16 protein-coding genes, 5 tRNA genes and 2 rRNA genes are annotated in these 23,997 nt (G+C 54.8%); 1 reads left to right on the forward strand and 22 read right to left on the reverse strand.

Going from position 1 to position 23,997, the window contains the following annotated elements:
• Window positions 1–43: 43 nt before the first annotated feature.
• From VA597_RS17585 to VA597_RS17600, 4 genes are all read right to left on the reverse strand, one after another.
• Window positions 44–2,983 (reverse strand): 23S ribosomal RNA (locus VA597_RS17585).
• Window positions 2,984–3,487: 504 nt separating this feature from the next.
• Window positions 3,488–3,564: transfer RNA gene (locus VA597_RS17590), tRNA-Ile, on the reverse strand.
• A 178-nt stretch (window positions 3,565–3,742) separates the two neighbouring features.
• Window positions 3,743–3,818: transfer RNA gene (locus VA597_RS17595), tRNA-Ala, on the reverse strand.
• A 246-nt stretch (window positions 3,819–4,064) separates the two neighbouring features.
• Window positions 4,065–5,583, reverse strand: a 16S ribosomal RNA gene (locus VA597_RS17600).
• Together the 16S and 23S rRNA genes with 2 tRNA genes alongside form the textbook arrangement of a ribosomal RNA operon.
• Before the next feature lie 420 nt (window positions 5,584–6,003).
• On the opposite strand from VA597_RS17600, the gene sleB reads away from it, so the two are divergent.
• Entirely contained in the window at window positions 6,004–6,690 is a 687-nt protein-coding gene (gene sleB / locus VA597_RS17605) for a spore cortex-lytic enzyme (protein WP_243112561.1), read from the forward strand.
• A gap of 219 nt (window positions 6,691–6,909) precedes the next feature.
• On the opposite strand, the gene VA597_RS17610 is transcribed toward sleB, so the two are convergent.
• The 18 genes from VA597_RS17610 to rpmH all read right to left on the reverse strand — a co-directional run bounded on the left by VA597_RS17610 (window position 6,910) and on the right by rpmH (window position 23,700).
• Window positions 6,910–7,506 (reverse strand): GNAT family N-acetyltransferase, encoded by a 597-nt coding sequence (locus VA597_RS17610; RefSeq protein WP_205703181.1) that lies wholly within the window; start codon window positions 7,504–7,506, stop codon window positions 6,910–6,912.
• Window positions 7,507–7,582: 76 nt separating this feature from the next.
• Window positions 7,583–8,293 carry a hypothetical protein gene (locus VA597_RS17615; RefSeq protein ID WP_128744167.1) on the reverse strand — a complete coding sequence of 237 codons (711 nt, stop codon included), beginning with the start codon at window positions 8,291–8,293 and terminating at the stop codon, window positions 7,583–7,585.
• Between the two features lie 341 nt (window positions 8,294–8,634).
• A tRNA-Val gene (locus VA597_RS17620) sits at window positions 8,635–8,711 on the reverse strand.
• Window positions 8,712–8,717: 6 nt separating this feature from the next.
• Window positions 8,718–8,792 (reverse strand) — tRNA-Glu (locus VA597_RS17625).
• Window positions 8,793–8,798: 6 nt separating this feature from the next.
• Window positions 8,799–8,875: transfer RNA gene (locus VA597_RS17630), tRNA-Met, on the reverse strand.
• A gap of 126 nt (window positions 8,876–9,001) precedes the next feature.
• Window positions 9,002–9,736 (reverse strand): acyl-[acyl-carrier-protein] thioesterase, encoded by a 735-nt coding sequence (locus tag VA597_RS17635; protein ID WP_128744168.1) that lies wholly within the window; start codon window positions 9,734–9,736, stop codon window positions 9,002–9,004.
• Window positions 9,733–11,013: a serine--tRNA ligase gene (serS, locus tag VA597_RS17640; protein ID WP_128744169.1), complete on the reverse strand. Its 1,281-nt coding sequence runs from the start codon at window positions 11,011–11,013 to the stop codon at window positions 9,733–9,735. The genes VA597_RS17635 and serS overlap by 4 nt, the downstream gene beginning before the upstream one ends.
• Before the next feature lie 35 nt (window positions 11,014–11,048).
• Window positions 11,049–11,903: a ParB/RepB/Spo0J family partition protein gene (locus VA597_RS17645; RefSeq protein ID WP_128744170.1), complete on the reverse strand. Its 855-nt coding sequence runs from the start codon at window positions 11,901–11,903 to the stop codon at window positions 11,049–11,051.
• 63 nt (window positions 11,904–11,966) lie between these two features.
• Window positions 11,967–12,731, reverse strand: coding sequence for a ParA family protein (locus VA597_RS17650; RefSeq protein ID WP_128744171.1), 765 nt, complete (start codon window positions 12,729–12,731; stop codon window positions 11,967–11,969).
• A 447-nt stretch (window positions 12,732–13,178) separates the two neighbouring features.
• Complete coding sequence (locus VA597_RS17655; protein ID WP_243112562.1) at window positions 13,179–13,991, reverse strand: ParB/RepB/Spo0J family partition protein; 813 nt, start codon at window positions 13,989–13,991, stop codon at window positions 13,179–13,181.
• Window positions 13,992–14,444: 453 nt separating this feature from the next.
• Entirely contained in the window at window positions 14,445–15,158 is a 714-nt protein-coding gene (gene rsmG / locus VA597_RS17660) for a 16S rRNA (guanine(527)-N(7))-methyltransferase RsmG (RefSeq protein WP_128744173.1), read from the reverse strand.
• Window positions 15,155–17,035, reverse strand: coding sequence for a tRNA uridine-5-carboxymethylaminomethyl(34) synthesis enzyme MnmG (mnmG, locus tag VA597_RS17665; RefSeq protein WP_326974918.1), 1,881 nt, complete (start codon window positions 17,033–17,035; stop codon window positions 15,155–15,157). The genes rsmG and mnmG overlap by 4 nt, the downstream gene beginning before the upstream one ends.
• Window positions 17,036–19,444: 2,409 nt before the next feature.
• The gene (mnmE, locus tag VA597_RS17670) at window positions 19,445–20,833 is read right to left on the reverse strand and encodes a tRNA uridine-5-carboxymethylaminomethyl(34) synthesis GTPase MnmE (protein WP_128744175.1); all 1,389 of its coding nucleotides are present in this window, start codon (window positions 20,831–20,833) and stop codon (window positions 19,445–19,447) included.
• 57 nt (window positions 20,834–20,890) lie between these two features.
• The gene (gene jag, locus VA597_RS17675) at window positions 20,891–21,703 is read right to left on the reverse strand and encodes an RNA-binding cell elongation regulator Jag/EloR (protein WP_128744176.1); all 813 of its coding nucleotides are present in this window, start codon (window positions 21,701–21,703) and stop codon (window positions 20,891–20,893) included.
• A 39-nt stretch (window positions 21,704–21,742) separates the two neighbouring features.
• Entirely contained in the window at window positions 21,743–22,747 is a 1,005-nt protein-coding gene (locus VA597_RS17680) for a YidC/Oxa1 family membrane protein insertase (protein ID WP_128744177.1), read from the reverse strand.
• 98 nt (window positions 22,748–22,845) lie between these two features.
• Window positions 22,846–23,112 carry a membrane protein insertion efficiency factor YidD gene (gene yidD / locus VA597_RS17685; RefSeq protein WP_128744178.1) on the reverse strand — a complete coding sequence of 89 codons (267 nt, stop codon included), beginning with the start codon at window positions 23,110–23,112 and terminating at the stop codon, window positions 22,846–22,848.
• Window positions 23,109–23,444, reverse strand: a complete 336-nt coding sequence (rnpA, locus tag VA597_RS17690; RefSeq protein WP_128744179.1) for a ribonuclease P protein component — start codon at window positions 23,442–23,444, stop codon at window positions 23,109–23,111. Before rnpA ends, yidD begins: the two co-directional genes overlap by 4 nt.
• Before the next feature lie 121 nt (window positions 23,445–23,565).
• On the reverse strand, window positions 23,566–23,700 hold the full coding sequence (gene rpmH / locus VA597_RS17695; RefSeq protein ID WP_128744180.1) for a 50S ribosomal protein L34: 135 nt from the start codon (window positions 23,698–23,700) through the stop codon (window positions 23,566–23,568).
• Window positions 23,701–23,997 lie beyond the last annotated feature (297 nt).

Genomic DNA, 23,997 nt, shown 5'->3' on the forward strand with positions numbered 1-23,997 from the left:
GACTGAGAAGGGAAAAGCGAACTTGAACGGGCAAACCAAAAATATGGTCAAGCCCTCGGCCTATTAGTACTGCCAAGCTGAACACGTTACCGTGCTTACACACGCAGCCTATCAACCTTGTAGTCTACAAGGGGCCTTACCAGCTTATGCTGTGGGATATCTCATCTTGGAGCCGGCTTCACGCTTAGATGCTTTCAGCGTTTATCCGATCCGCACATAGTTGCCCAGCTGTGCCACTGGCGTGACAACTGGTGCGCCAGAGGTGCGTCCATCCCGGTCCTCTCGTACTAAGGACAGCTCTCCTCAAATATCCTGCGCCCACGACAGATAGGGACCGAACTGTCTCACGACGTTCTGAACCCAGCTCGCGTACCACTTTAATCGGCGAACAGCCGAACCCTTGGGACCGAATACAGCCCCAGGATGTGATGAGCCGACATCGAGGTGCCAAACCTCCCCGTCGATGTGGACTCTTGGGGGAGATCAGCCTGTTATCCCCAGGGTAGCTTTTATCCGTTGAGCGACGGCAATTCCACTCTCATACCGCCGGATCACTAACTCCAACTTTCGTTTCTGCTCGGACCGTCATCCTCGCAGTCAGGCTGGCTTATGCGTTTACACTCTCCCGCACGGTTTCCGTCCGTGCCGAGCCAACCTTTGAGCGCCTCCGTTACGCTTTTGGAGGCGACCGCCCCAGTCAAACTGCCCGTCTAACAATGTCCCCCGGCCGGATTCACGGCCGCAGGTTAGAATTTCAGCAACTTAAGGGTGGTATCCCAAGGACGACTCCGCTCCAGCTGGCGCCAGAGTTTCAAAGTCTCCCACCTATCCTGTACATAAATTACCGAAACCCAATATTAAACTGCAGTAAAGCTCCATGGGGTCTTTCCGTCTTGTCGCGGGTAACCGGCATCTTCACCGGTACTACAATTTCGCCGGGCGGGTAATTGAGACAGTGCCCAGATCGTTACACCTTTCGTGCGGGTCGGAACTTACCCGACAAGGAATTTCGCTACCTTAGGACCGTTATAGTTACGGCCGCCGTTTACTGGGGCTTCAATTCAATGCTTGCACATCTCCTCTTAACCTTCCAGCACCGGGCAGGTGTCAGCCCCTATACGTCATCTTTCGATTTGGCAGAGACCTGTGTTTTTGCTAAACAGTCGCCTGGGCCTATTCTCTGCGGCCTCATCTCTGAGGCACCCCTTATCCCTAAGTTACGGGGTCAATTTGCCGAGTTCCTTAACTACCCTTCTCCCGTTGGCCTTGGAATCTTCTTCCTGTCTACCTGTGTCGGTTTGCGGTACGGGCGCATCGGATATCCCATAAGACTTTTCTCGCCCTGCTCTAAGCATGCTTCCCTACTAAATTTCGGTCCCTTGCGCCCGGGTCAACCAACGCCCGGGTCATGCCCTTTGCAGGTGTCATCTTACTTAAATCCTTCTGCGGCTACGGAATGTCAACCGTATGTGCATCGGCTACGCCTTTCGGCCTCACCTTAGCTCCCGGCTCACCTGGAGCGGACGAACCTTCCTCCAGAAACCTTAGACTTTCGGCCAATATGATTCTCACATATTTCTCGCTACTCATTCCGGCATTCTCTCTTGAATGAAATCCACCGGCGCTTCCGCTCCGACTTCAACTCTCATTCAACGCTCTCCTACCATGCTCAGCCATTCTCCACGCTCTCAATCCTTTTCAGCTTTTAAGTAATTTCGCGTCGCTGCGCGCCGCCAGATTCCTTCTTCACTTTCGCTAATTGAGGTTATGGAGAATGACTGAGCATCCCAAGCTTCGGTACACGATTTTAGCCCCGTTGAATTTTCGGCGCAGGGTCACTCGACCAGTGAGCTATTACGCACTCTTTTAATGAATGGCTGCTTCTGAGCCAACATCCTGGTTGTCTGTGCAACCCCACATCCTTTGCCACTTAACCGTGTTTGGGGACCTTAGCTGTGGGTCTGGGCTGTTTCCCTTTTGACGATGAAACTTATCTCACACCGTCTGACTCCCGTATATCGATTATCCGGCATTCTGAGTTTGATAGGCTTCGGTAGCCTTTCGGCCCCTAGACCATTCAGTGCTTTACCTCCGGTAATCTGATACGAGGCTAGCCCTAAAGCTATTTCGGAGAGAACCAGCTATCTCCGGGTTCGATTGGAATTTCTCCGCTACCCACACCTCATCCGCTACCATTTCAACGGGAGTCGGTTCGGTCCTCCATGGGGTTTTACCCCCACTTCAACCTGGACATGGGTAGGTCACCCGGTTTCGGGTCGAATACAACTGACTTCATGCGCCCTGTTCAGACTTGGTTTCCCTGCGGCTCCGTCCCTTAAGGACTTAACCTTGCCAGTTACATTCACTCGCCGGACCATTCTACAAAAGGTACCCGATCACCCGTTGACGGGCTCTCGGTGCTTGTAAGCACAAGGTTTCAGGTTCTTTTTCACTCCCCTTCCGGGGTCCTTTTCACCTTTCCTTCACAGTACTCTTCACTATCGGTCACTGGGTAGTATTTAGGCTTGGAGGGTGGTCCCCCCACGTTCCCACCGGATTTCTCGTGTCCGGCAGTACTCGGGATACAGCCCGCTCCGCTTTCCCTTCGCATACGTGACTTTCACACTGTCTCGTCGGCCTTTCCATGCCGTTCTGCTCGGGATCGCAGACTCTTTGGCTGTCCACACCCCGAAGGCATTGCTGCCTCCGGTTTGGCCTCTTCCGCGTTCGCTCGCCACTACTTGCGGAATCTCAATTGATTTCTCTTCCTCGCCCTACTTAGATGTTTCAGTTCAGGCGGTTCCCCCCGTAAAGCTATGAATTCACTTTACGGTGACCGGACATAACTCCGGCCGGATTGCTCCATTCGGACACCTATGGATCAAAGCCTGCTTACGACTCCCCATAGCTTTTCGCAGTTTGCCGCGTCCTTCTTCGGCTCCCAGTGCCAAGGCATTCCCCTTGCGCTCTTTGTAGCTTGACCATGTGATTTTTTGGTTCTTCAAAATTGTAGTTTTTCTATCAGATTAATCTTTTAGAATAACAACTTTTCTCGCTTTATCTGCTTCTCGCTTTATTCAGTTTTCAAGGTACAACCTGAGGTTGACGCACGTCGCGGGTCAGCTTTCAGTTCAAAGAACCTTACCTGCCGCGGCCTTTACCAGCCTGCAGATTACACACAACATTCCTTTTCACTTTCATGAACCGGAACATCATATGTATTGACACACAGTGTCTCTCGTCGCGCTCTCGCCCGTCGGTTTCCCTGACTCACGGTCGCGGATTCAAAATACCATATGTAATTGTGAACCTTTTGGGAGCGTCTTCCGACTGTCCCGCCCGATTCAGTTTGTCTCCCGCTCTTTTCTTCACGGCGGGCCGTGCATGCAGACTCAGTCTGCTGGTGGGCTTAATCCTCGAGTCACACTCTGCCTGAATGGCTTATGTGGTTCTCGTATGGATTAATCCCGAGCGCACTGTCGTGCGCTGGTGGGCTTAAGTGGACTCGAACCACCGACCTCACGCTTATCAGGCGTGCGCTCTAACCGGCTGAGCTATAAGCCCATATTTTGTTGTCGGACGCTCTGGCTAGAGGTTTGATCCCCAATCCTTCGCATTTCCAACGCCGGTTTCAGGTTCTTACCCTTCACCCTGTTCACTTTTCGGACTTCCTTCTGTTGCGCGGGCACTCTGCCGGCTGTTTCCAGCCCGTTCTGTGCGCGACGAAACGGACGTCTGTCCGTGGTGGAGATAAACGGGATCGAACCGTTGACCTCCTGCTTGCAAAGCAGGCGCTCTCCCAGCTGAGCTATACCCCCATATGGAAGTGATTCAACTGTCTGGTTCTTCTCAGTTCTCTCTCACTGAAGTTCCCTACACTGATTCCGGGAGCCTTTTCAGACTGTCCCGCCACTTAAAGGCACTTTCCTGCCGGTTCTCACCGGCGGGCCGTGCCTCCAAGCTCAGCTTGGGGCCTTCAAAATTAAACAACGATTGTTCAGAAGTCGTCTTCCGTAACCGACCTAGGATGTCTGAGCCATTGTTCATGACTCATGTCTCCATAGAAAGGAGGTGATCCAGCCGCACCTTCCGATACGGCTACCTTGTTACGACTTCACCCCAGTCGCCAATCCTACCTTCGGCGGCGCCTTCCTTGCGGTTAGGCTACCGACTTCGGGTATTACCGGCTCCCATGGTGTGACGGGCGGTGTGTACAAGGCCCGGGAACGTATTCACCGCGGCATGATGATCCGCGATTACTAGCAATTCCAGCTTCACGCAGGCGGGTTGCAGCCTGCGATCCGAACTGAGACCGTTTTTGGGGTTTTGCTCCACCTCGCGGCTTCGCTTCCCGTTGTTAACGGCCATTGTAGTACGTGTGTAGCCCAGGTCATAAGGGGCATGATGATTTGACGTCGTCCCCACCTTCCTCCGTTTTGTCAACGGCAGTCTGATTAGAGTGCTCTTGCGTAGCAACTAATCACAAGGGTTGCGCTCGTTGCGGGACTTAACCCAACATCTCACGACACGAGCTGACGACAACCATGCACCACCTGTCTCAACTTTCCCCGAAGGGCACCTAATGCATCTCTGCTTCGTTAGTTGGATGTCAAGACCTGGTAAGGTTCTTCGCGTTGCTTCGAATTAAACCACATACTCCACTGCTTGTGCGGGCCCCCGTCAATTCCTTTGAGTTTCAACCTTGCGGTCGTACTCCCCAGGTGGATTACTTATTGTGTTAACTCCGGCACGGAAGGGGTCAGACCCCCCACACCTAGTAATCATCGTTTACGGCATGGACTACCAGGGTATCTAATCCTGTTTGCTACCCATGCTTTCGTGCCTCAGCGTCAGTTAAAGCCCAGCAGGCCGCCTTCGCCACTGGTGTTCCTCCCGATCTCTACGCATTTCACCGCTACACCGGGAATTCCGCCTGCCTCTACTTCACTCAAGCACCACAGTTTCAAGTGCAATCCATGAGTTAAGCCCATGGTTTTCACACCTGACTTGCAGTGCCGCCTACGCACCCTTTACACCCAGTAAATCCGGACAACGCTTGCTCCCTACGTATTACCGCGGCTGCTGGCACGTAGTTAGCCGGAGCTTCCTCCTCAGGTACCGTCATTATCGTCCCTGAGGACAGAGGTTTACAATCCGAAAACCTTCTTCCCTCACGCGGCGTTGCTGCATCAGAGTTTCCTCCATTGTGCAATATCCCCCACTGCTGCCTCCCGTAGGAGTCTGGGCCGTGTCTCAGTCCCAATGTGGCCGTTCAGCCTCTCAGCCCGGCTACCGATCGTCGCTTTGGTGGGCCGTTGCCCCGCCAACTGGCTAATCGGACGCGAGTCCATCTCTCAGCGGATTGCTCCTTTGATTCCAGTGCCATGTGACTCCGGAATATCATGCGGTATTAGCGTCCGTTTCCAGACGTTATCCCCCTCTGAAAGGCAGGTTCCTCACGCGTTACTCACCCGTCCGCCACTAAACCATCTCTAAGCAAGCTCAAAAATGGTTCCGTTCGACTTGCATGTGTTAGGCACGCCGCCAGCGTTCGTCCTGAGCCAGGATCAAACTCTCTAAAATTTGGTATATATTCGCCTTCCGGCGTTTATATCTCTTTTAGAGCGTCTTCGGCTCTTAAAGTCCGATACACTAACGTATCGCTTGTGATTTTTTTTGAAAGAGTTTTCCGTCTCTTTTTGTCCGAAAGTACTTTTCACTCTCGTCCTTTACGGGTTCCTTCTTCTGTCTCTCGTTGTTTAATTTTCAAGGTCCCATGCGGCTTCCCGGCCCTTTCGGACCCTCTTTCCGCAGCGCCCCTTTCGCAAGGCGCTTCACTATAATACCAAAACAACCTCCTCTTGTCAACCCTTTTTTTCATTTTTTTTGTTGTTTTCGGTTCCTTCGACCAAATGGAAAAATCTGGAACCATCAGCAATGGATTTACGTCAGGGATAAATCGGAGGTTTGAGGGAAAAATCTGTGATAAGAGGTGGTATTCTCTTGAATGGTAAAGTGATCTATTTATGGAAGGTATTCGTTATCGTTTTAGTCAATATTCTATTGATCGCCGTGGTAACTCACATGGGCAGTTCCATCCAGACCCTTTCCAAAGTCGGTTCCACCGGGACCGAGGTAAGGCAGATTCAGACAAGACTGAAAAACTGGGGATACTACAGCGGCGCGGTCGACGGCGTTTACGGAACACAGACCAAAAACGCAGTGATCTACTTTCAGCGTAAAAACGGACTGACCGCAGATGGCGTCGCCGGTCCCGCAACGCTGAGCGCGATCGGTCTTCCGTCCGGCACTTCCGGCGGGGGATCGGGAGGATACAGCAGCAATGATGTCAATCTGCTTGCCCGGGTAATATCCGCAGAATCCCGCGGCGAACCGTACGAGGGTCAGGTTGCGGTCGGCGCGGTGATCCTCAACCGGATCCAGCACCCCTCCTTTCCGAATACGCTCGCCGGCGTAATTTATCAGCCAGGGGCTTTTTCCTGCCTGAACGACGGCGGAATCAACGCGGCGGTTTCCAGCTCGGCTTACAAGGCGGCGCGGGACGCCATCAACGGCTGGGATCCTTCCGGCGGCGCGATCTATTATTACAATCCCGCAAAAGCAACCAGCAAGTGGATTTTGTCAAGGCCCGTCCTGGTGGTAATCGGCGACCACCGGTTCTGCAGTTGAATGACCCGGCATTCAATTTTATGCGTCAGCCGGCGCGGCAGTTCGCCGTGCCGGCTGATATTTGCGCCGAACAATCTATACATTCCGTTAATTTAATCTTGTATTATACAATTCGTTCTGCTTTTTGAAGAACTTATTGCTGATTCGCTGCATTCCCTTTTTCAAGTTAAATACTTACCGTACTATTCAGTTTATATATACCATATATAATGTATAATTTTATGACCTTGTTTCCAGAATACGGCTGTATCGGGACAGGACCTCATTCAGCACACTGCGGTCGATGGCGCGGATCGGCGTCATCGGCGCCGGGTCCGACCCATGACTGCCAATACTCTTCTCAAACAGCGCCACATCGTGCCACCCGCCGCGCTTGAATCCCGTGCGGCGATATTCGCCCAGCCTTCGGAAGCCCAAGGACTCGTGCATCTTTTCACTGTTCCGGTTCGGCACCGTAATAATCGCGTAAACATTCTGAACTCCCTGCAAACGCAGCATTTCGAGCAATGCCCCGTACAGGGTTTTTCCGTATCCGCGCCTCAGGGCGGAACGTTCCACATATACGGAAAGCTCCGCGTTCCAGCGATAGGATGCCCGCTTCTGATACCGGCTTGCGTAAGCGTAAGCTGCGACGGCTCCATCTGACTCACAAACCAAGTAGGGATACTCTTCTGATATCGTCAGAATCCTATCCCGGAATTCCTCCGGGGAAGGCGTTTCTTCCTCGAACGTGATTGCCGTTTCCATAATATAAGGACGATAAATATCCAAAATCTTTTCCGCATCCGTCTCACGGACAAACCTGACCAACGCCATCGCAATCCTCCTGACGCTTCATTTTTATCTTTCTGAAACCTCCGGCCCGGCCGAGGGAAACCTTGGCTGTGGACAATCAATCCACCTTATATGGAATTCCATTAATAAGAAGGGTGATACCGTCCTGCCATTCGATGTTCATCGTGTTGAATTCTCCCCATTTTCCGGTGTAAACTCTGGTTATTTTTACAAACCTTCCAAGTCCCGCATTCCTCTCCGAAGCATTATTTTCAACATCCACCAGCGTATTTCCGCCTAACGCGCCTTGGTCGGAATCGATCACAACCGCTGTATAGGATCGGTCCGGAGACGTTACCCGATTGACAACGGTTTTCTGTACAAGCTGTCCAAATGTCATTGCAAAGAAGGATGCCGCCAGGAGAAGGAACAGAAGAAAACTATTCATCACGACGCATACCGTACTGAAAACCGATTTGTTTTTACATAAAACAGATATGACAAAACAGGACGCAAAGCAGCTTAAGGCGTGCAAAGTAAGAAGAAAAACATTTCCCCCTCGGACGACTAATCCAATCATACAAATATATAGCAGTGAAGCGGGCGGCAAAAACTGAGAAACAATATTCGCCGCTTTTGTGGAAACTTTTCTTCCAGCCACACAGACCGCCGTAAGTACCGCTTCGATGAACACAGACAGGACAAACCACATCATTTCATGATCCACAACAAACTGATAGCCAAAACACTTGGATGCAATGAAAGGAGTCGCAACAAGCAGCAAAAGTGAAAAACAGATTACCGGCACCCGCCCCGTCAGCTTGTCCATTGCATACACCACCATTTTAAAAATTGCCCTATCCTTATATTTAGGAAGACATTGTTCCCTAGCCCATCGCTATCCATATCCAAGTATAACATAAAAATGATTGCTGTGGAAAGCAAAAAAAGGAGCGCTGCAAAAAGGCACACTCGGTTCATGCGGTTCCGGGCCGCGGGCGCAAAGCGCCTTACTCGCCTACGGCGGCCACGTCTATGCCAAAAGAGGAAAAAAGGACAAGCTCATCGCACGGGGAAATCTTCATCGTCACCCTCAGGGCTGCGCCGAGGTTCGAATCCATCCATTGCATAAATCAAAAATAGAGGCACCCATGCGGGTGCCTCTATTTTTGGTGGACACAGCGGGACTCGAACCTGCGACCTCTCGCGTGTGAGGCGAGCGCTCTAACCAGCTGAGCTATGCGTCCACAATTTGGTGACCCGTACGCGATTTGAACGCGTGTTACCGCCGTGAAAGGGCGGTGTCTTAACCACTTGACCAACGGGCCATAAAATGGTAGCGGCAATTGGATTCGAACCAACGACGCTTCGGGTATGAACCGAATGCTCTAGCCAACTGAGCTATGCCGCCACAAAATTCCACTCTTAAACAGCGGAGCGTTAATCATTATAACGCATGTCCGCATGATTTGTCAATATGTTACCGAAAATAATATCTTTTATACGTAAGGATATTTCTTTCAAACGATCAAACGGACTATTTGAACAAAATGCGCGCTTCAAAGCTCAGGCCGGCCGAATTCTCGCCGCGCACCAGCGCCTCTCCGCCCTGACGCCGCGCAAACAGACGAAGCCGGTCTCCCGGCGACATCTCGCCCAGATAATCAATCTGCAGGCCGCTCACCGCGTCCCCGGCCGCATCCGGTAAGAAGTCGTCGACAATATCGGCGTAGACGGCGTTGTTCATGTGTCCGTTGGAGTCCAGATCCGAACGGTAAACGGGGCGCTCGCCGACCAGCGGAAGATCGTCCGGCGTTATGGCGCGGACCATTTTTTCCTCCGGATCAACCGGCACATCGCGGAAAACGTGAAGATCAATAAACGCCTGCGGACGCCGGAGCTGGTGCGTGGCCGCGTCGGCCAGCACCGTCACCTGCATCGCGTCGATCAAAAGCGCGCCGCTTTCGTCATAAAATTTAAAGTCGCGGTAAAACCGTACGCCGCCGCGCCCCCGCGGATGGGTGCGCACTTCGATTTTTTCCCGATGGGACGGCAGGCGGAAAATTTTCACCCGGTTGCATACCAGAAAAAACACCAGCCCGGTCTTTTCCAGAAATTCTTCATATCCGATATGCAGCAGGTCCACATGCTGCTCGCTGGTCTCGTGCACGTGCCGCAGAACCGCGCCGAGCTTCATCCGGTTATCCGGGCCGACATCATAAACCGGGACGGTCAGGCGGCGCACATACTCGGCAGTCAGGTCCTCCCTCATGGCCGGATGACATCCGTTCCCAGATAATTTCTCAGCACTTCCGGCACCGTAACGCTGCCGTCCGCATTCTGATACTGCTCCACAATGGCGGGGAACAGCCGGCTGGTGGCAAGACCGGACGCGTTCAGCGTGTGAACGTAATGCAGCTTTTTGTCCGCTCCGCGATATTTGACATTCCCTCTTCTTGCTTGATACTCGCGTGCGTTGGAAGCCGAGCTGACCTCCTTGTAAATTCCCATGGAGGGGATCCAGACCTCGATGTCGTAGGTGCGCGCCATTGAGAACGAACAGTCGCCCGCCGCAAGCTTGCTCAGGCGGTAATGGAGCCCCAACTCCTGCACGAGGTTCTCCGCCTTGTGCACCAGCTCTTCAAACGCCTTGTCCGAATCCTCCGGTCTCGTGTACTGGACCATTTCAACCTTATTGAACTGGTGTCCGCGGATCATACCGCGCTCTTCCGAACGGTAGCTTCCCGCTTCCCTGCGGTAGCAGGGTGTATAGCCGATATACTTTTTCGGTAGCTCGTCTTCGTCCAGGACTTCGTCCCTATGGAGATTGACCAGCGCGGTTTCCGCGGTGGGCAGCAGAAATTTTTTATCATTTGTCGTCGGATTCTGAATCCAGTAGTCCTCGTCCACAAATTTCGGGAACTGGCCGGCGACATATCCGCATTCATACTTCAGCATGTGCGGCAGAAGCATGAACTGGTAACCGTCGCGGACGTGTTCATTGATAAAGAAATTGATGAGCGCCCATTCCAGCCGCGCGCCCATTCCGGTGTAGATCCACGAACCTGCGCCGGAGAGCTTGGCTCCGCGCTGATAATCGACAAGGTGCAGGCTCTCGCAGAGGTCCACATGGTTCTTCGGTTCAAAATCGAACTTCGGCTGCTCTTTGAAATAGCGCAGCGGCTTGTTGTTCTCCTTGCCTCCCGCGACCACGTCCTCATCCGGAAGATTCGGCAGGCTGAGCAGAAGCTCCTTTTGCTTTTCCTCGATTTCGTTCAATTGAGTCTCACAGTTTTTGATCTCGCCGGAAAGAGACTTCATTTTCGCCATCAGTTCGGAAGCGTCCCCGCCCTGCTTTTTGATCTGAGGAATCTGCTTGGAGGCTGAATTCTGTTCCGCGCGCATGGTTTCCACGCGGCCCGTTACCTCGCGGCGGCGGCTGTCGATTTTCAGAATATCGTCGACGATTTGATCCGCGTCGTATTCCCTTTTCTTTGCCCCGGCCTTGACAAAATCGGGATTGCTGCGAATCAGTTTGATGTCAATCATATCGGTTGCTCCTTTGGTTTTTATATTCTGCTTTCTTATTCTATAGTATTGTCATGAATCTTCCGGATTAACTCGGCCAAGTCGTCCTGCCCGTAAAATTCGATCTGAAGCAGGCCCTTCTTTGCGGTTCCGGTCACATGTACTTTTCTGCCCAGATTTTCGCGCAGAGCGAGTTCCGTCTCCTCGTAAAACTTCACGCGGGGCGAAACCTTTTTCACGTTCGGGCGTCTGTTCGCCCTTTGCGCCATCTTTTCGATCTCCCTTACGGAAGCCCCGTCCGCCGCGGCTCTCGCAGCCTCCAGCATCAGCCTGCCGCTCGGAAAACTCAGCAGCGCACGGGCGTGCCCCGCGGAGAGGACCCCTTTTTGCACCATCGCGCGGATCTCTTCCGGAAGGTTCAGCAGCCGCAGCGCGTTCGCCACGGCGGGCCTGGATTTTCCGACCGTGCCGGCCACTTCCTCCTGCGTCATGCCGTAGGTGTCGATCAGCGACTGGAATCCCTGCGCCTCCTCCAGTGGATTCAGATCCTCCCGCTGGAGATTTTCGATCAGCGCAAGCTGCATGACCTCGCTGTCGCTCATTTCCCTCACGACGGCCGGGACTTCCTTCAGTTCCGCGATGCGCGCGGCGCGCCACCGGCGCTCCCCCGCCACGATCTGATAGCCGCCGCTGAAAATCGGCCTGACCAGCAGCGGCTGCAGCACGCCGTGCTGCCGGATCGATTCCGCCAGTTCCTGCAGGGACTGCTCGTCAAAGTCCCGCCTCGGCTGGCCGCGGTTCGGCTCTATTTCATCCAGATGCAGAAGCACGGCCGTACGGCCGCCTTCCACGTCGTTTTCCGCGAAGATCGCGTCGAGGCCCTTCCCCAGGCCGCCCTTTTTTCCTGCCATTTTACCGCCTGCCCTTCCCTTCTTTGCCGCGCCTCTTTTCACAGGCCCGGCCTCTCTCCATTTTCAGCGCGCGCCGCCTTCCATTTCCTCCGCCAGAGCATTGTAGCAAACCGCTCCCTTTGACGAACGGTCGAAATACTGGATCGGCTTGCCGTAGCTCGGCGCCTCCGAAAGGCGCACCGCACGCGGAATCACCGTGCCGAACACACGGCGGGGAAAATATTTTTTCACCTCTTCCACCACCTGCTGAGTGAGGTTGAGCCTCCCGTCGAACATGGTGAGCAGAACGCCCTCGATCTCCAGGCGGCTGTTGTACTGCCTTTTTACGCGCCGCACCGTGTTCATCAGCTGCGTCAGGCCTTCCAGCGCATAATACTCGCACTGAATCGGAACAAGCAGCGTATCCGCCGCGGTCAGGGCGTTTGTCGTGATCATCCCGAGCGACGGCGGGCAGTCGATCAGGATATAATCGTAGGATTCGCGAACAGGGGCCAGCGCGTTTTTCAGGCGGGATTCCCTGTGCTCCAGATCGACCAGTTCGATCTCCGCCCCCGCGAGGTCCATGCTGGAAGGCAGAAGATCCAGGTGCTCGAACTCCGTCTTCAGGACCACATCCTGCGCGGTTTCTCCGCCGATCAGCACCTCATATACGGTATTTTTGCGGTTTCTGCGGTCGATCCCGACTCCGCTGGAGGAATTTCCCTGCGGATCCGCGTCGACCAGGAGCGTATTTTTTCCTCTCAGGCCAAACGCGGCCGAAAGATTGACCGCCGTGGTCGTTTTGCCGACTCCTCCCTTTTGGTTGGCAACCGCAATGATCTTGCCCAAAGCATTTCCCCCTTCCTGCGGGCTTTTTGCATCCCGCAGGGTACCCGATTCCCGCCGGACGCGGGAAGTTTGGTATTATTATAGCACGACTCTTTGGGAAGATAAAGAAATTTTTCCGGGAATCCTTGCCCTTTCCGCGGCGTATTTCTTCTGAAAAGCGGCATGCGGCCTGGATTTCCTGCCGTGTTTCATGTGAAACAATTTCTTTTTATCCCAAACCGCAGCATCATATATTCCTTTCGGGCCCGCCTGCGGAACGGCGGGGGGTGCTGTTCGGGCCAACGCGGTGCGGAACAAATTCAGGCCCGGCCGAATCTCAGGAAGCGGTTTTCGGCTGCGGGGCCGCCGCTTGAAAAAACGCGGATAACAGAACGGGCCGGACTTTCGTCCGGCCCGTTCTGCGGGAAATGATATAGGGAAATAGGAGTAAAAACTTATACTCTGAATTCAGGCGGGTTTTCTGCCCCCCGCATAGGCCTGGGATTTCGGAATCCTGACGACGCATTCGATGTAGTCCTCCGTTTCGCTCTGGAGGGTCTGCGCGCTAATTCCGCTCTGCTTCATGGTTGCAATCGCATGGGAAATCGTGTTGAGAAAAATCCGTACGTCCTTAATGACGGGCGTCTTTTTCTGATTGCTGTTTTTATCGCCGCAAAGCAGCTTTTCTATATATTCCTCCGTCTGGCGGACATTGTATCCTTTCTCGATCACTGTTTCCAGCGCCTCTCCGCGCTGCATTGGATTCTCCAGACGAAGCAGGGCGCGGGCATGCCGTTCGCTCAACCCCGCCGAAACAATCTGCTGCCGTTCCGTTTCCGTAAGCCGCAGCAAACGAAGTTTGTTTGCGATGGAGGACTGGCTTTTCCCCAAACGCGCGGCCGCCTCTTCCTGCGTGATGTTCCAGCGTTCAATCAGTCTGCGGATTCCCTCGGCTTCTTCAAAAAGCTCAAGATTGCTGCGCTGAATGTTTTCCGTCATCGCCATAACGGCGCTTTGATCCGGCGTGCAGCTGCTGATCAGGCAGGACGCCGTTTTCAAACCCGCCATTCGGCAGGCCCGAAGCCTTCGCTCCCCCGCGATCAGTTCGTAGCCGTTTTCCATCTTCCGGACGAGCAGCGGCTGCAGCAGCCCGTTTTCCCGGATGCTCCGGGACAGGCCGAGCAGTTCGTCCTCCCGGAACGTCCGCCGAGGCTGCGCGGGGTTTGGCCGTATCAGATCAAGGCTGATTTCAACCACCTTGCTTTTATCTCTGAAAAGCAACGCCGCCGCCTCCTTCGCTTGTCCTTGGTACAAGCATAACACGCCGCCATAACGGATTTTGTAAAAATTTGTCCCTTTCCAAATATATTTTTCTTTCCATACTTTACCCGGCTTTTCCAATTTTATCATGGATATCGTTTCCAACTGAATTCTTGGGATCTTTTTAAATTTTTAACAGGCCCCGCCTCTTTCTGTTGAAAACTTCTTTTTCCTTTTCTATTTCGCGGCGCCGATTGCCGAAAAACCGCATCGGAAAGGCAAAATTCCAAGTATTTAAAAAGCTCCCGGCTTTCAACCAAAAAAACAAAGGCTGTTGAAAACCACCTTTGCCGGCGCGGAAGGCAGGTCATCCAGCGCGAAGAAGATCACGGAAAAGAACAAGCTCACGGCGTACTCTTCAAATCCGCTTTTAAAAAATTTTCCACCGAATCCGCAGATCCGGTGGAAAATTTTTCAGAGCGGCAATTTTGCGATTTTCGATCCGTGACGCGGGTATACGGCGGGCGTCGGAGTTTTTCGGCGAATCGTCACCAGGCTGCGCCCGTCCCCGCCGGGCAGTGTGTATTCCACCGCGGAAACCGTTTCGCACCCCAGCAGCGAAATCGCTTTCTCCGCGCTTCCCAATTCCGCCTTTACCTCCGGTCCCTTCATCGCGGCAAACAATCCTTCCGTTTTCAGAAACGGGAGGCAGTACTCGCACAGGACCGGAAGCCGCGCGACGGCCCGCGCCGTCGCGAGATCGAACCGTTCCCGGTATTCCGGCTTTCGCCCGCCTTCTTCCGCGCGCAGGTGAACGAGCTCCGCTTTCAGAGAAAGAGTCCGAAGAAGCTCTTCCAGAAAAATCAGGCGCTTGTTCAGCCCGTCCATCAGGGTCAGCTTCAGGTCCGGCCTCAGGATTTTCAGCGGCACGCCGGGAAATCCCGCCCCGGTGCCGACGTCGATCAGCTTCGCCCCCTGCGGGATTTTCAGGTATTTCAGAATCAGGATGCTGTCGAGAAAATGCTTTTCCGCGATCTCCTCCGGCTCTTTTAAGGCCGTCAGATTCATTTTCTGATTCCACTCGGCCAGCAGCTCCAGATAAGTCTGAAATTGTTCCGCCTGTACCGGCGAGACCGGAATCCCGTATTCCGCCGCCGAAGAGATCAGCCACTCCCCGATCTGTTTCACAACGCTCCCTCCCCGCGCCGGGCCAGCCAGATCAGCAATACGCTGATGTCTGCGGGGCTGACGCCCGAAATGCGAGACGCCTGCCCGACGCTTTCGGGGCGGACGGATTGCAGCTTTTCCTGCGCTTCCGTCCGAAGGCCGGCGATTGCGCCGTAATCGACATTCTCCGGCAAAGCGCGGCTTTCCAGCCGCCGCATCTCGTTGATCTGCGCCTTCTGCCTGCGGATATACCCCTCGTATTTCAGTTCGATCTCCACCGCCTCAAACACCGACGCCGGAAGACGCGGCCGATCCGGATCGACCGCACTCAGCTTTCCATAATCGAGCTGCGGCCTTCGGATCAGCTCCGAAAGCCGGATACCCGTCGAAACCGGCGATGTTCCATGTGAAACAAGCAGCTCGTTCAGTGCCTCCGACGGCGGCAGGACTGTATTTTTCACCCGTTCCAGTTCACCGGAAACCTGCTCCTGCTTCTTCTGGAAACGCGCCCAGCGGCGGTCGCCGATCAAGCCGATCTTTCGCCCGATGGGGGTCAGCCGCGCGTCGGCGTTGTCCTGCCGCAGCACCAGGCGGTATTCGCTGCGCGAGGTCATCATACGATATGGCTCCAAGGTCCCCTTTGTAATCAGATCGTCGATCAGCGTGCCAATGTAAGAACCGGCCCGGTCGAGGACCATCGGTTCCCTGCCCTGAATTTTTAGCGCGGCGTTGATTCCGGCGACCAGCCCCTGCGCGGCGGCCTCTTCGTAACCGGAGCTGCCGTTGAACTGCCCCGCGCCGTACAGGCCCGGAAAATCGCGGAATTCCAGCGTCGCGCCCATTTGAAGCGGGTCGGCGCAGTCGTATTCGATCGCGTAGGCCGTCCGCATGATCTGCACATGTTCAAGCCCGGGGATCGTCTTGTAAAAGGCGGTCTGCACGTCTTCCGGCAGGGAGGAGCTCATTCCCTGAAGATACATCTCCTCCGTATCCAGCCCGCACGGCTCGATAAAAAGCTGATGCCGCTCGTGGTCGGCGAACCGGACGATTTTTGATTCGATGCTCGGGCAGTAGCGCGGCCCGACCCCTTCGATCTTTCCGCTGAACAGCGGGGAACGGTCGAGGTTGTCCAGGATGATCTTCTTCGTTTCCGCGTTGGTCCAGGAGATATAGCAGACTTCGCGGTTCTTTCCGGGCGTCTCCGTATCGTAGGAGAACGGCACGACCGGCTCGTCCCCCTCCTGTACTTCCAGATTCGTAAAGTCGATGCTCGATTTCAGCACCCGCGCCGGCGTCCCGGTCTTGAAGCGGCGAAGGCGGATCCCGAGCTTTTCCAGCGACGCGCCGAGGAACGCCGCAGGGAACATCCCATCCGGGCCGCCGTCCCAGGACTGTTCGCCGATATAGATCTTTCCGGTCAGATAAGTTCCGGTCGCAACGATAACCGCCTTGACGGAATAGACCGCGCCCATTCTGGTTTCGACCAGCCACGCGCCGCTTTCCATCCGGAAGAGCGCGGTGACCTCCGCCTGCTTCAAGAACAGGTTTGGCTGCAGCTCCAGCTTGTGCTTCATGATCTTGCTGTATTCGCGGCGGTCGATCTGCGCGCGCAGCGAGTGGACGGCGGGGCCTTTGCCGCGGTTGAGCATACGGCTCTGGAGAAAACATTCGTCGGTCGTGCGCCCCATTTCTCCGCCGAGCGCGTCGATCTCGCGAACCAGGTGGCCTTTCGCCGTCCCTCCGATCGAGGGGTTGCACGGGCAGTTGCCGACCGCATCCAGATTGATGGTAAAAACGAGCGTGCTGCACCCGAGGCGCGCGGAGGCAAGGCCCGCCTCGATCCCCGCGTGCCCCGCGCCGATCACCGCCACGTCGTATGTTCCCGCATCGTATGTCAAAATATTCCCTCCAGTATTACTTTGGTCTATATATTCCAAATTGTTGATATTTTAAATTCAGAGAATCGCATGATTTCTGCATTTTGTCAATGGAAGGTCTTTGCGCTCAGGCCGGACGCACAGCGTCTTTCGCGCTCAGGCCGCGCGGGCTGATCTTTTGCGGGCCCAGGGCCCGGCGATCCTTAATCTATTATTTCTTCTATTTTCTTTTTCTGTCCTCCGGCCGCGCGAGTCTGTTTTTTCGGGCCTGAGGCCCGGTGCCCCTTAACCTTTTATTTCTTCTGATTTTCTCTTCTGCGCTCAGGCCGCGCGGGCCTGTTTTTTCTGGCCTGTGGCCCGGTGCCCTTTAACCGGTCATTTCTTCTTATTTTCTTCTTTGCGCTCGGGCCGCGCGGGCCTGTTTTTTCTGGCCTGTGGCCCGGTGACTCTTAACCTGTTATTTCTTCTTATTTTCTTCTTTGCGCTCGGGCCGCGCAGGCCTGTTTTTTCTGGCCTGTGGCCCGGTGCCCCTTAACCGGTCATTTCTTCTTGTTTTCTTCTTTGCGCTCGGGCCGCGCAGGCCCCTCCTTTCGGTCTTGAACGAAAGGAGGCAAAGTTCGCACGAGGGGATTTTCAACTCCCGTAGGGAGAGTTCCGGAGAAAATCCCCCCTGAACCCCCCGGGAGCCGTCAAGAAGTTTTTTCTGTTCTTCCAGCATCTGCTTTTCATTGACGACGGGGGCTGAAAAATTAAAGCCACAAAGTATTTACCTAAAAGCTGAAATTCTTCAAAAAGTTACCTTTTTACATACGGCGTAAGATTGGGAATCGTTCAATGGGAAGCACTTGCGTAAGAATTCGTTGTTGCTTCATGACAGGTGCCGGGGTGCAGGGGGACGTTTAGGTGCCCCTCCCGACGGGAAGTTGAAGTCCCCCTGCATAGTCTTTGCCGCCTTTCTGCTATATCAGAAAGGCGGGGCCCGCGCGGCCTGAGCGCAAAGAAGAAAATAAGAAGAAATGATCGGTTAAGGGGAACCGGGCCATAGGCCCACAGGAATCCGGCCTGAGGACATAGAAAAAATGAATAGAAGAAATTTTGGGTTAAGAGGCTCCGGGCGCCAAGCACTCAAAAACCGAAATAATATCAAATCGAATATTACCTGTTGAATTTTGGTAAATTAAGGATTATAATAGAGTCGCAAGGTAAATAAAAGGTGCAATGCAGAGGCAAGGTGTCGTAACCACCCGCCTCCTGCATACGGAGAACAGACCTCCATATACCACGGAATTCACCGCGCATTGCAGGACTTATTATACTTCCTTTTTCTGTCTTTGTACAGGGGAAGGAAGGATAAACACTTCTTTTTCCTCCTGTATCATGCGCGCGCGCCGGTGTATGGAATGACAAATTCCGTACCGGCGCTTTTTGTTGCCTTGCGGGGCGGCGTGACGCCGCTTTCTGCGGCCCACCATTCAGCAAGCAGTGAAAAAGCGGCTGGAATGGGTGGGACGGAGGCAGGAAACTCCCGACGGCACATTACGCCGTTTTCAAAACCCCGGTTTCCAAAGCGTTGCGGGGAAAAGCTGGCGAACAGCTTTCCCCGAGCCGAGGCGCCGCAGGCGCGAAAGGGTCGAATGGCCTGAGAGGTTCCCGAAACCGTCCGCCGGACGTTCGGCAAGCCATGACAGAGCGTGACCCGTGCGAGTGACGCATGGAATCCGGGTATGCTTTGGGTCGTGGCCGCCGCAGGCGCGAAAGCGCTTTGCGTCCGGTGGGCCGTTGATACAGCGTCACGCTGTGCCCGCCGGCGGAATTCCGAATGTATGTGAAAGAAGTATGAACGCGGAAAGTCCAGCCCATACCCGGCGCAGTGAGAGAGATTCCGCCGGCAAAAAAGGGAGCGGAGCGTCCAGCCCGAATGGCGCTCCGCTCCCGATTTTTATCAACAATTTGTTGAATTATTCCTATAAAATACTCTGTGGCTTCAATTTCCGAGTCCCCGTCGTCAATGAAAAGTGGTTGCCGGAAAGTTTTTCACTCTTTACATGAAAAGCGGGGAAAACTTTGAGGACGTTACGGCGTTCCCAAAGTTAGCTTTCGGGAGTTTCCGACCTCTGTCCCGCCTGTCTCAGCCCACCCTTTACTGTTTTGTAAACGGCGGGCCATTGGCAGCGGCGATACGCCGCTCCCGCCAAATGACGCTTTCAATTTTTACCGCGATCAATGGCGGGGCGCGTGTGCAGGCTCAGCCTGCTGAACGGCGAGCCGTCCCGACCGGATGGTCCGCTCCTAAGGCGGACACATAATGTCTTTCACACCTATGGCGTTCCCGACTTTAGCCTTCGGGAGATTCCAATCTCCGTCCCGCCCGTCTCAGCCGGCCTTTTACTGTTTTGTAAACGGCGAACCGTTGGCAGCGGTGACACGCCGCTATTTGCCGACGCAGAACTGGGAAAACACGGAATCCACGACCGCGACGGTCGCCCGCTCGCCGGTCAATTCCAGAAGCGCGGAAACCGCATCCTCCACCGAAACCGTCACCGCGTCGAACGTCATCCCGCTTTTCAGCGCGTCCAACGCCTCGTCCACGCTCCGCATGGAGCGTTCCGCCGCATCGCGCTGCCGCTCCGTGTACAGCATCCCGTCCGCCGGGTCCAGCTCCTTTGTCCCCAGAAGCTCCGCGACCGCGTCTTCCAGCTGGGACAACCCCTCCCCGGTTTTAGCCGAAAGAGATACAATCTGTTGAATTTTTGATTCAATAAACTCTTTGTCAATTTTCATCGGCAGATCGATCTTGTTAAGCACCGCGATGCAGGGCGCCTGGCCGATTTCCCGGATCAGCATCCGGTCTTCTTCCTCCAGTTCCTGAGAAGCGTCGAACACCGCGAGGATCAGACGGGCGGCGCGGAGCCGGTCCCGCGCGCGTCCAACCCCGGCTTTTTCGATCGGATCGGCGGTATCGCGCAGCCCCGCGGTATCCGCAAGCCGGAGAGGAATCCCTCCGAGCAGCACCGTGTCCTCCACAATATCGCGCGTCGTGCCCGCGAAATCGGTGACGATCGACCGTTCACAGCCGGCGAGCAGGTTCATCAGCGTAGATTTTCCCGTGTTCGGGCGCCCCGCGATCACCGTATCGACCCCTTCGCGCAGAGCGCGCCCCGCGTCGAACCCGCGCAGCAGTGATTCCAGCTCCGTTTTCACGCCGCCGAGGGAAGACGTGAGTTCTTCCTCCGTCACCTGGGGAATGTCGTCTTCCGGATAATCGGCCCATGCGGAAAGATGGGCGGCGGCTCCAAGCAGCTTTTCCCGGATGCTCCGGATACGGCGCTCCAACGCGCCGCCGTGCCCCGCGAGCGCCGCCTTTGCCGCCTGTTCGCCCTGCGCGGAAACCAGCTGCATGACGGATTCCGCCTCAGTCAGTCCGATCTTACCGTTGAGAAACGCGCGCCGTGTGAATTCGCCGGGTCCGGCCGGAACCGCGCCCGTCTGGAACACCGCGCGGAGGAGCCGGCGCAGGATCGCCAGCCCTCCATGGCAGGAAAGTTCCACCACATCCTCCCCGGTAAAACTCCTCGGCGCGCGGAAATTCAAGGCGACGGCCTCGTCGATGTCGCCGTCCGCGTCATGGACTTTTCCGTAAAGGGCACAATAGCCCCCGATTTCGTTCAGGCTTTTTTTGTGCAGGGGAACAAAAACCCGGTCCGCGATTTCGCGCGCCCGCGGCCCGGAGATCCGCACGATCCCGATTCCCCCCGGCGCCTGGGATGTGGAAATCGCCGCAATGGTCGCGCCGGACTCATTGTATTTTTTCTGATCCATAAAAAATCCCTCAAAAAAAGAGGACAATTCCAAAGGAACCGCCCTCCCGTCCGCTGTTTACTTTTTCGGTTCGATCTTCCCGTACAGGGGAGCCGCCGCCGACCGCTGCGCCGGGGCCTGGCGCTCCTCCCTGTTTGGCGTCCGTCCGCCCGCCGGCGGCGTTTCCCTGGGACCGGAACGATACGGCTGCTTGTTCCTCGGCCCGCCCCGGCGGTTGTAACCGCTCCGGCGGGACGCCGGGCGCTCTCCGGCGGTCGGGCCGATCACCACATGCCGGGCAACGTCCTCGCCTTCCGACCAGGACTTTGCCCCCTCAACGGTCTGAACCGCCGTATGAATAATCCTGCGTTCGTATGGATTCATCGGCTCCAGGGAGACATTCCGCCCGATCCGAAGGGATTTCTCCGCCATTTTTCGGCCCAGGTTTTCCAGCGTCTGCTTCCGCTTGTCCCTGTAATTTCCAATGTCAAGGCTGATCCGGTAATAAGTGTTTCCGGCGTGGTTTGCAACCAGTCCCGTCAGATACTGAAGCGCGTCGAGAGTCTCTCCGCGGTGGCCGATCACATAGCCGATGTCGCTGCCGTCCAAGCAAAGCACCGCCCCGCTTTCCTCCCTGCTGATCTCGATCTGAACGGTTCTTAATCCCATATTTTTCAGAACGCGCCGCAGGTAATCGGCGGCAATCTGCGCGGGGTCGTCCTCGACGTAAACCCTCACCTTCGCCGGACTTCCGCCGAACAGCCCAAACGTCTTTTTCATCGGCATCTCAAGGATCTCAAACTCCGCCTCATAGGATTCCACGCCCAGCTGCCTGCATGCAGCTTCCCTTGCGAGTTCCACGGTTTCGCCGGTTCCAATCGCTTCTTTCATTCGGTAATCCCTCCCAGAAATCGACCCCTGTTCCTGCGTCTATTTCCGCGGCTTTCCGGCCTTTGCCTGCCGGTCTTTCCCTTCCGGCCGGCTTACCGCCGCCGCCGCGACAGGCTTCCTGTTTTGCTCTTCCTGTTCAAGCAGGGCAATGCGCCTCGCTTCCGCCTTTGCGCCCAGATCCGCCGGGCTGTACCAGATATTCAGAATGACGGTCTGCAAAAACCCGGTAATTGTGGAAATGATCCAGTAAAATCCCACCGCGGCAGGCATCGTGCAGGCAATCCACGCCGTGAAAAGCGGGAAGAAATAAAACATATATTTCATGCAGCCCTGCTGCTGCTGTTGCATCCCAGGCTGGAGCTTCATGGTAAAATACTGCGTAACAATGGAGGATACCAGGCACAGAACCGGTATCGTCCACAGGTTGGTCCTGAACAGCGTCCCGAAAATGTTTGAGGCGTCGCTCGGCGTATCCAGCAGATTAAGCCCAAGAAAGCTGAACCCGTGGCTGAACGATTGGATTCTCGCAAGCTCGTCCGCGCTGAACATGGTCAGGTACGGTTTGAGATCCGCAAAATGTTTGACGATTTCAATCTGGGCGTAGCGCGTATCAATCGTCTGTCCGAGGCCCGGAATCAGTTTAAGCATGTCCGACGCGGCGTTCGCCGCGGTCCCGGAAACGTGGAGCGCGTTGATGAGCGGGTAGAGCACCGTGTAATAAAGGCCCATCATGATCAGAAGAGGAATCACCATTGTCAGGCATCCGCTCGCCGGGTTCACGCCTTCTTTTTCATACAGCTTCTGCGTTTCAATCTGGAGCTTTTCCCTGTCCTTCGCGTATTTTTTCTGCAGTTCCTTCTGCTTGACCGCTATTTTGCTGTTCGCCGCCATGGAAATCTGCTGTTTGACGGAAAAAGGAAACAGGATGACCTTGGTTACAACTGTAAACAGGATGATGGAAACCCCGTAATTTTTGACCAGTTCGTAAAAAAACCAGAGCAGGTAGCCGAGAGCGCTACCGAAAAAGTTAAAGAAATCGTACATACAGAATATTCTCCTCTGTCCGGCGGAAAACCGCCGGATGGTCGCCGGAGTCAAAAAGCCGGCGTACTGAAGTGGGGCGCGGGCCGCTTGATTCGAAGTTACCCTTTTTTCTCTTTTGAAGCGCCGCGGTCGGCGGAGCCGTGGAAAAACAAATGGTCCGGAACGGGGTCATACCCCCCGCGGGAAAACGGATTGCATCGCAGAACGCGGTAAAGCGCGAGAAAAAAACCTCTGAAAGCGCCGAACCGCTCGATCGCCTCGACCGCATAATTGGAACAGGTCGGGTAGTATTTACAGCACGGTTTTTTATAAGGGGATATGGCCTTCTGGTAAAACCGGATCAGCAGAACCAGGACTGACTTCATTTGAGCACTCCCGCGCTTTTCAACTGCCGCTCCATCACGCGGCTCAGATCCGTGCTTTTCATCGCGGGCGTTTTCGCCCTCGCGACAAAGACCAGGTCGAATCCCGGGCGGATCTCCCCCGGCAGCGTGCGAAACGCTTCCCGGATCACCCTGCGGGACCGGTTCCTGTGCACCGCGTTCCCGGTTTTTTTGCTTGTCGTGATTCCCACGCGCAAAGCGCTTTTCCGGTTTTTCAGCACATAGGTGACAAGCGCCGGGCCGACAAAGGACTTTCCTCTGGAATAAGCCCTTTGAAAATCCCTGTTCTGATTCATCGATATAAATTCTTCCATTTATCAAACCCAAGACATACCGGTTTTTCTGTTGAATAAAGAAAGGCCACAAAGAGTGGCCCTCTCCCGACGGGAAACATGCCGCGGCTTCCGCCGTGTTTCGGGCCTGTCCGTCCAGTACTCAATAACTCAGTTTTGCCCTGCCCTTTGCTCTGCGGCGGGAAAGAACCTTGCGTCCGTCCGACGTGGACATGCGCTTGCGGAATCCGTGTTCCTTTTTCCTGTGCAGTTTTTTTGGCTGATAGGTTCTAAGCATGAAAAGACCCCCCTTCGAATCTAAACAAAAGACCCTTTGCGGAATATTATATCTTATCTGCCGGCGGCCTGTCAACCATACAGTTCCCGCGCCGGCGCGCAAAACCGCCGGAATTCCAGACGGCACTGCCCGCAAATGGTCCTATAGGGTTAAATATACCACAAGTTTACCAATATGGAAAGCAAAAAAACCGGAAAATAAAAAATTTATTGAGAACGCGAAGAAAAAGCGGACGCGGCGGCCAAATCAAAATTTGAAAAAAGTAAAAATCTGTGTTACTATAAGTAATGATACCCG

The sequence above is a fragment of the Caproicibacter sp. BJN0012 genome (assembly GCF_035986805.1).
GTDB lineage: Bacteria > Bacillota > Clostridia > Oscillospirales > Acutalibacteraceae > Caproicibacter.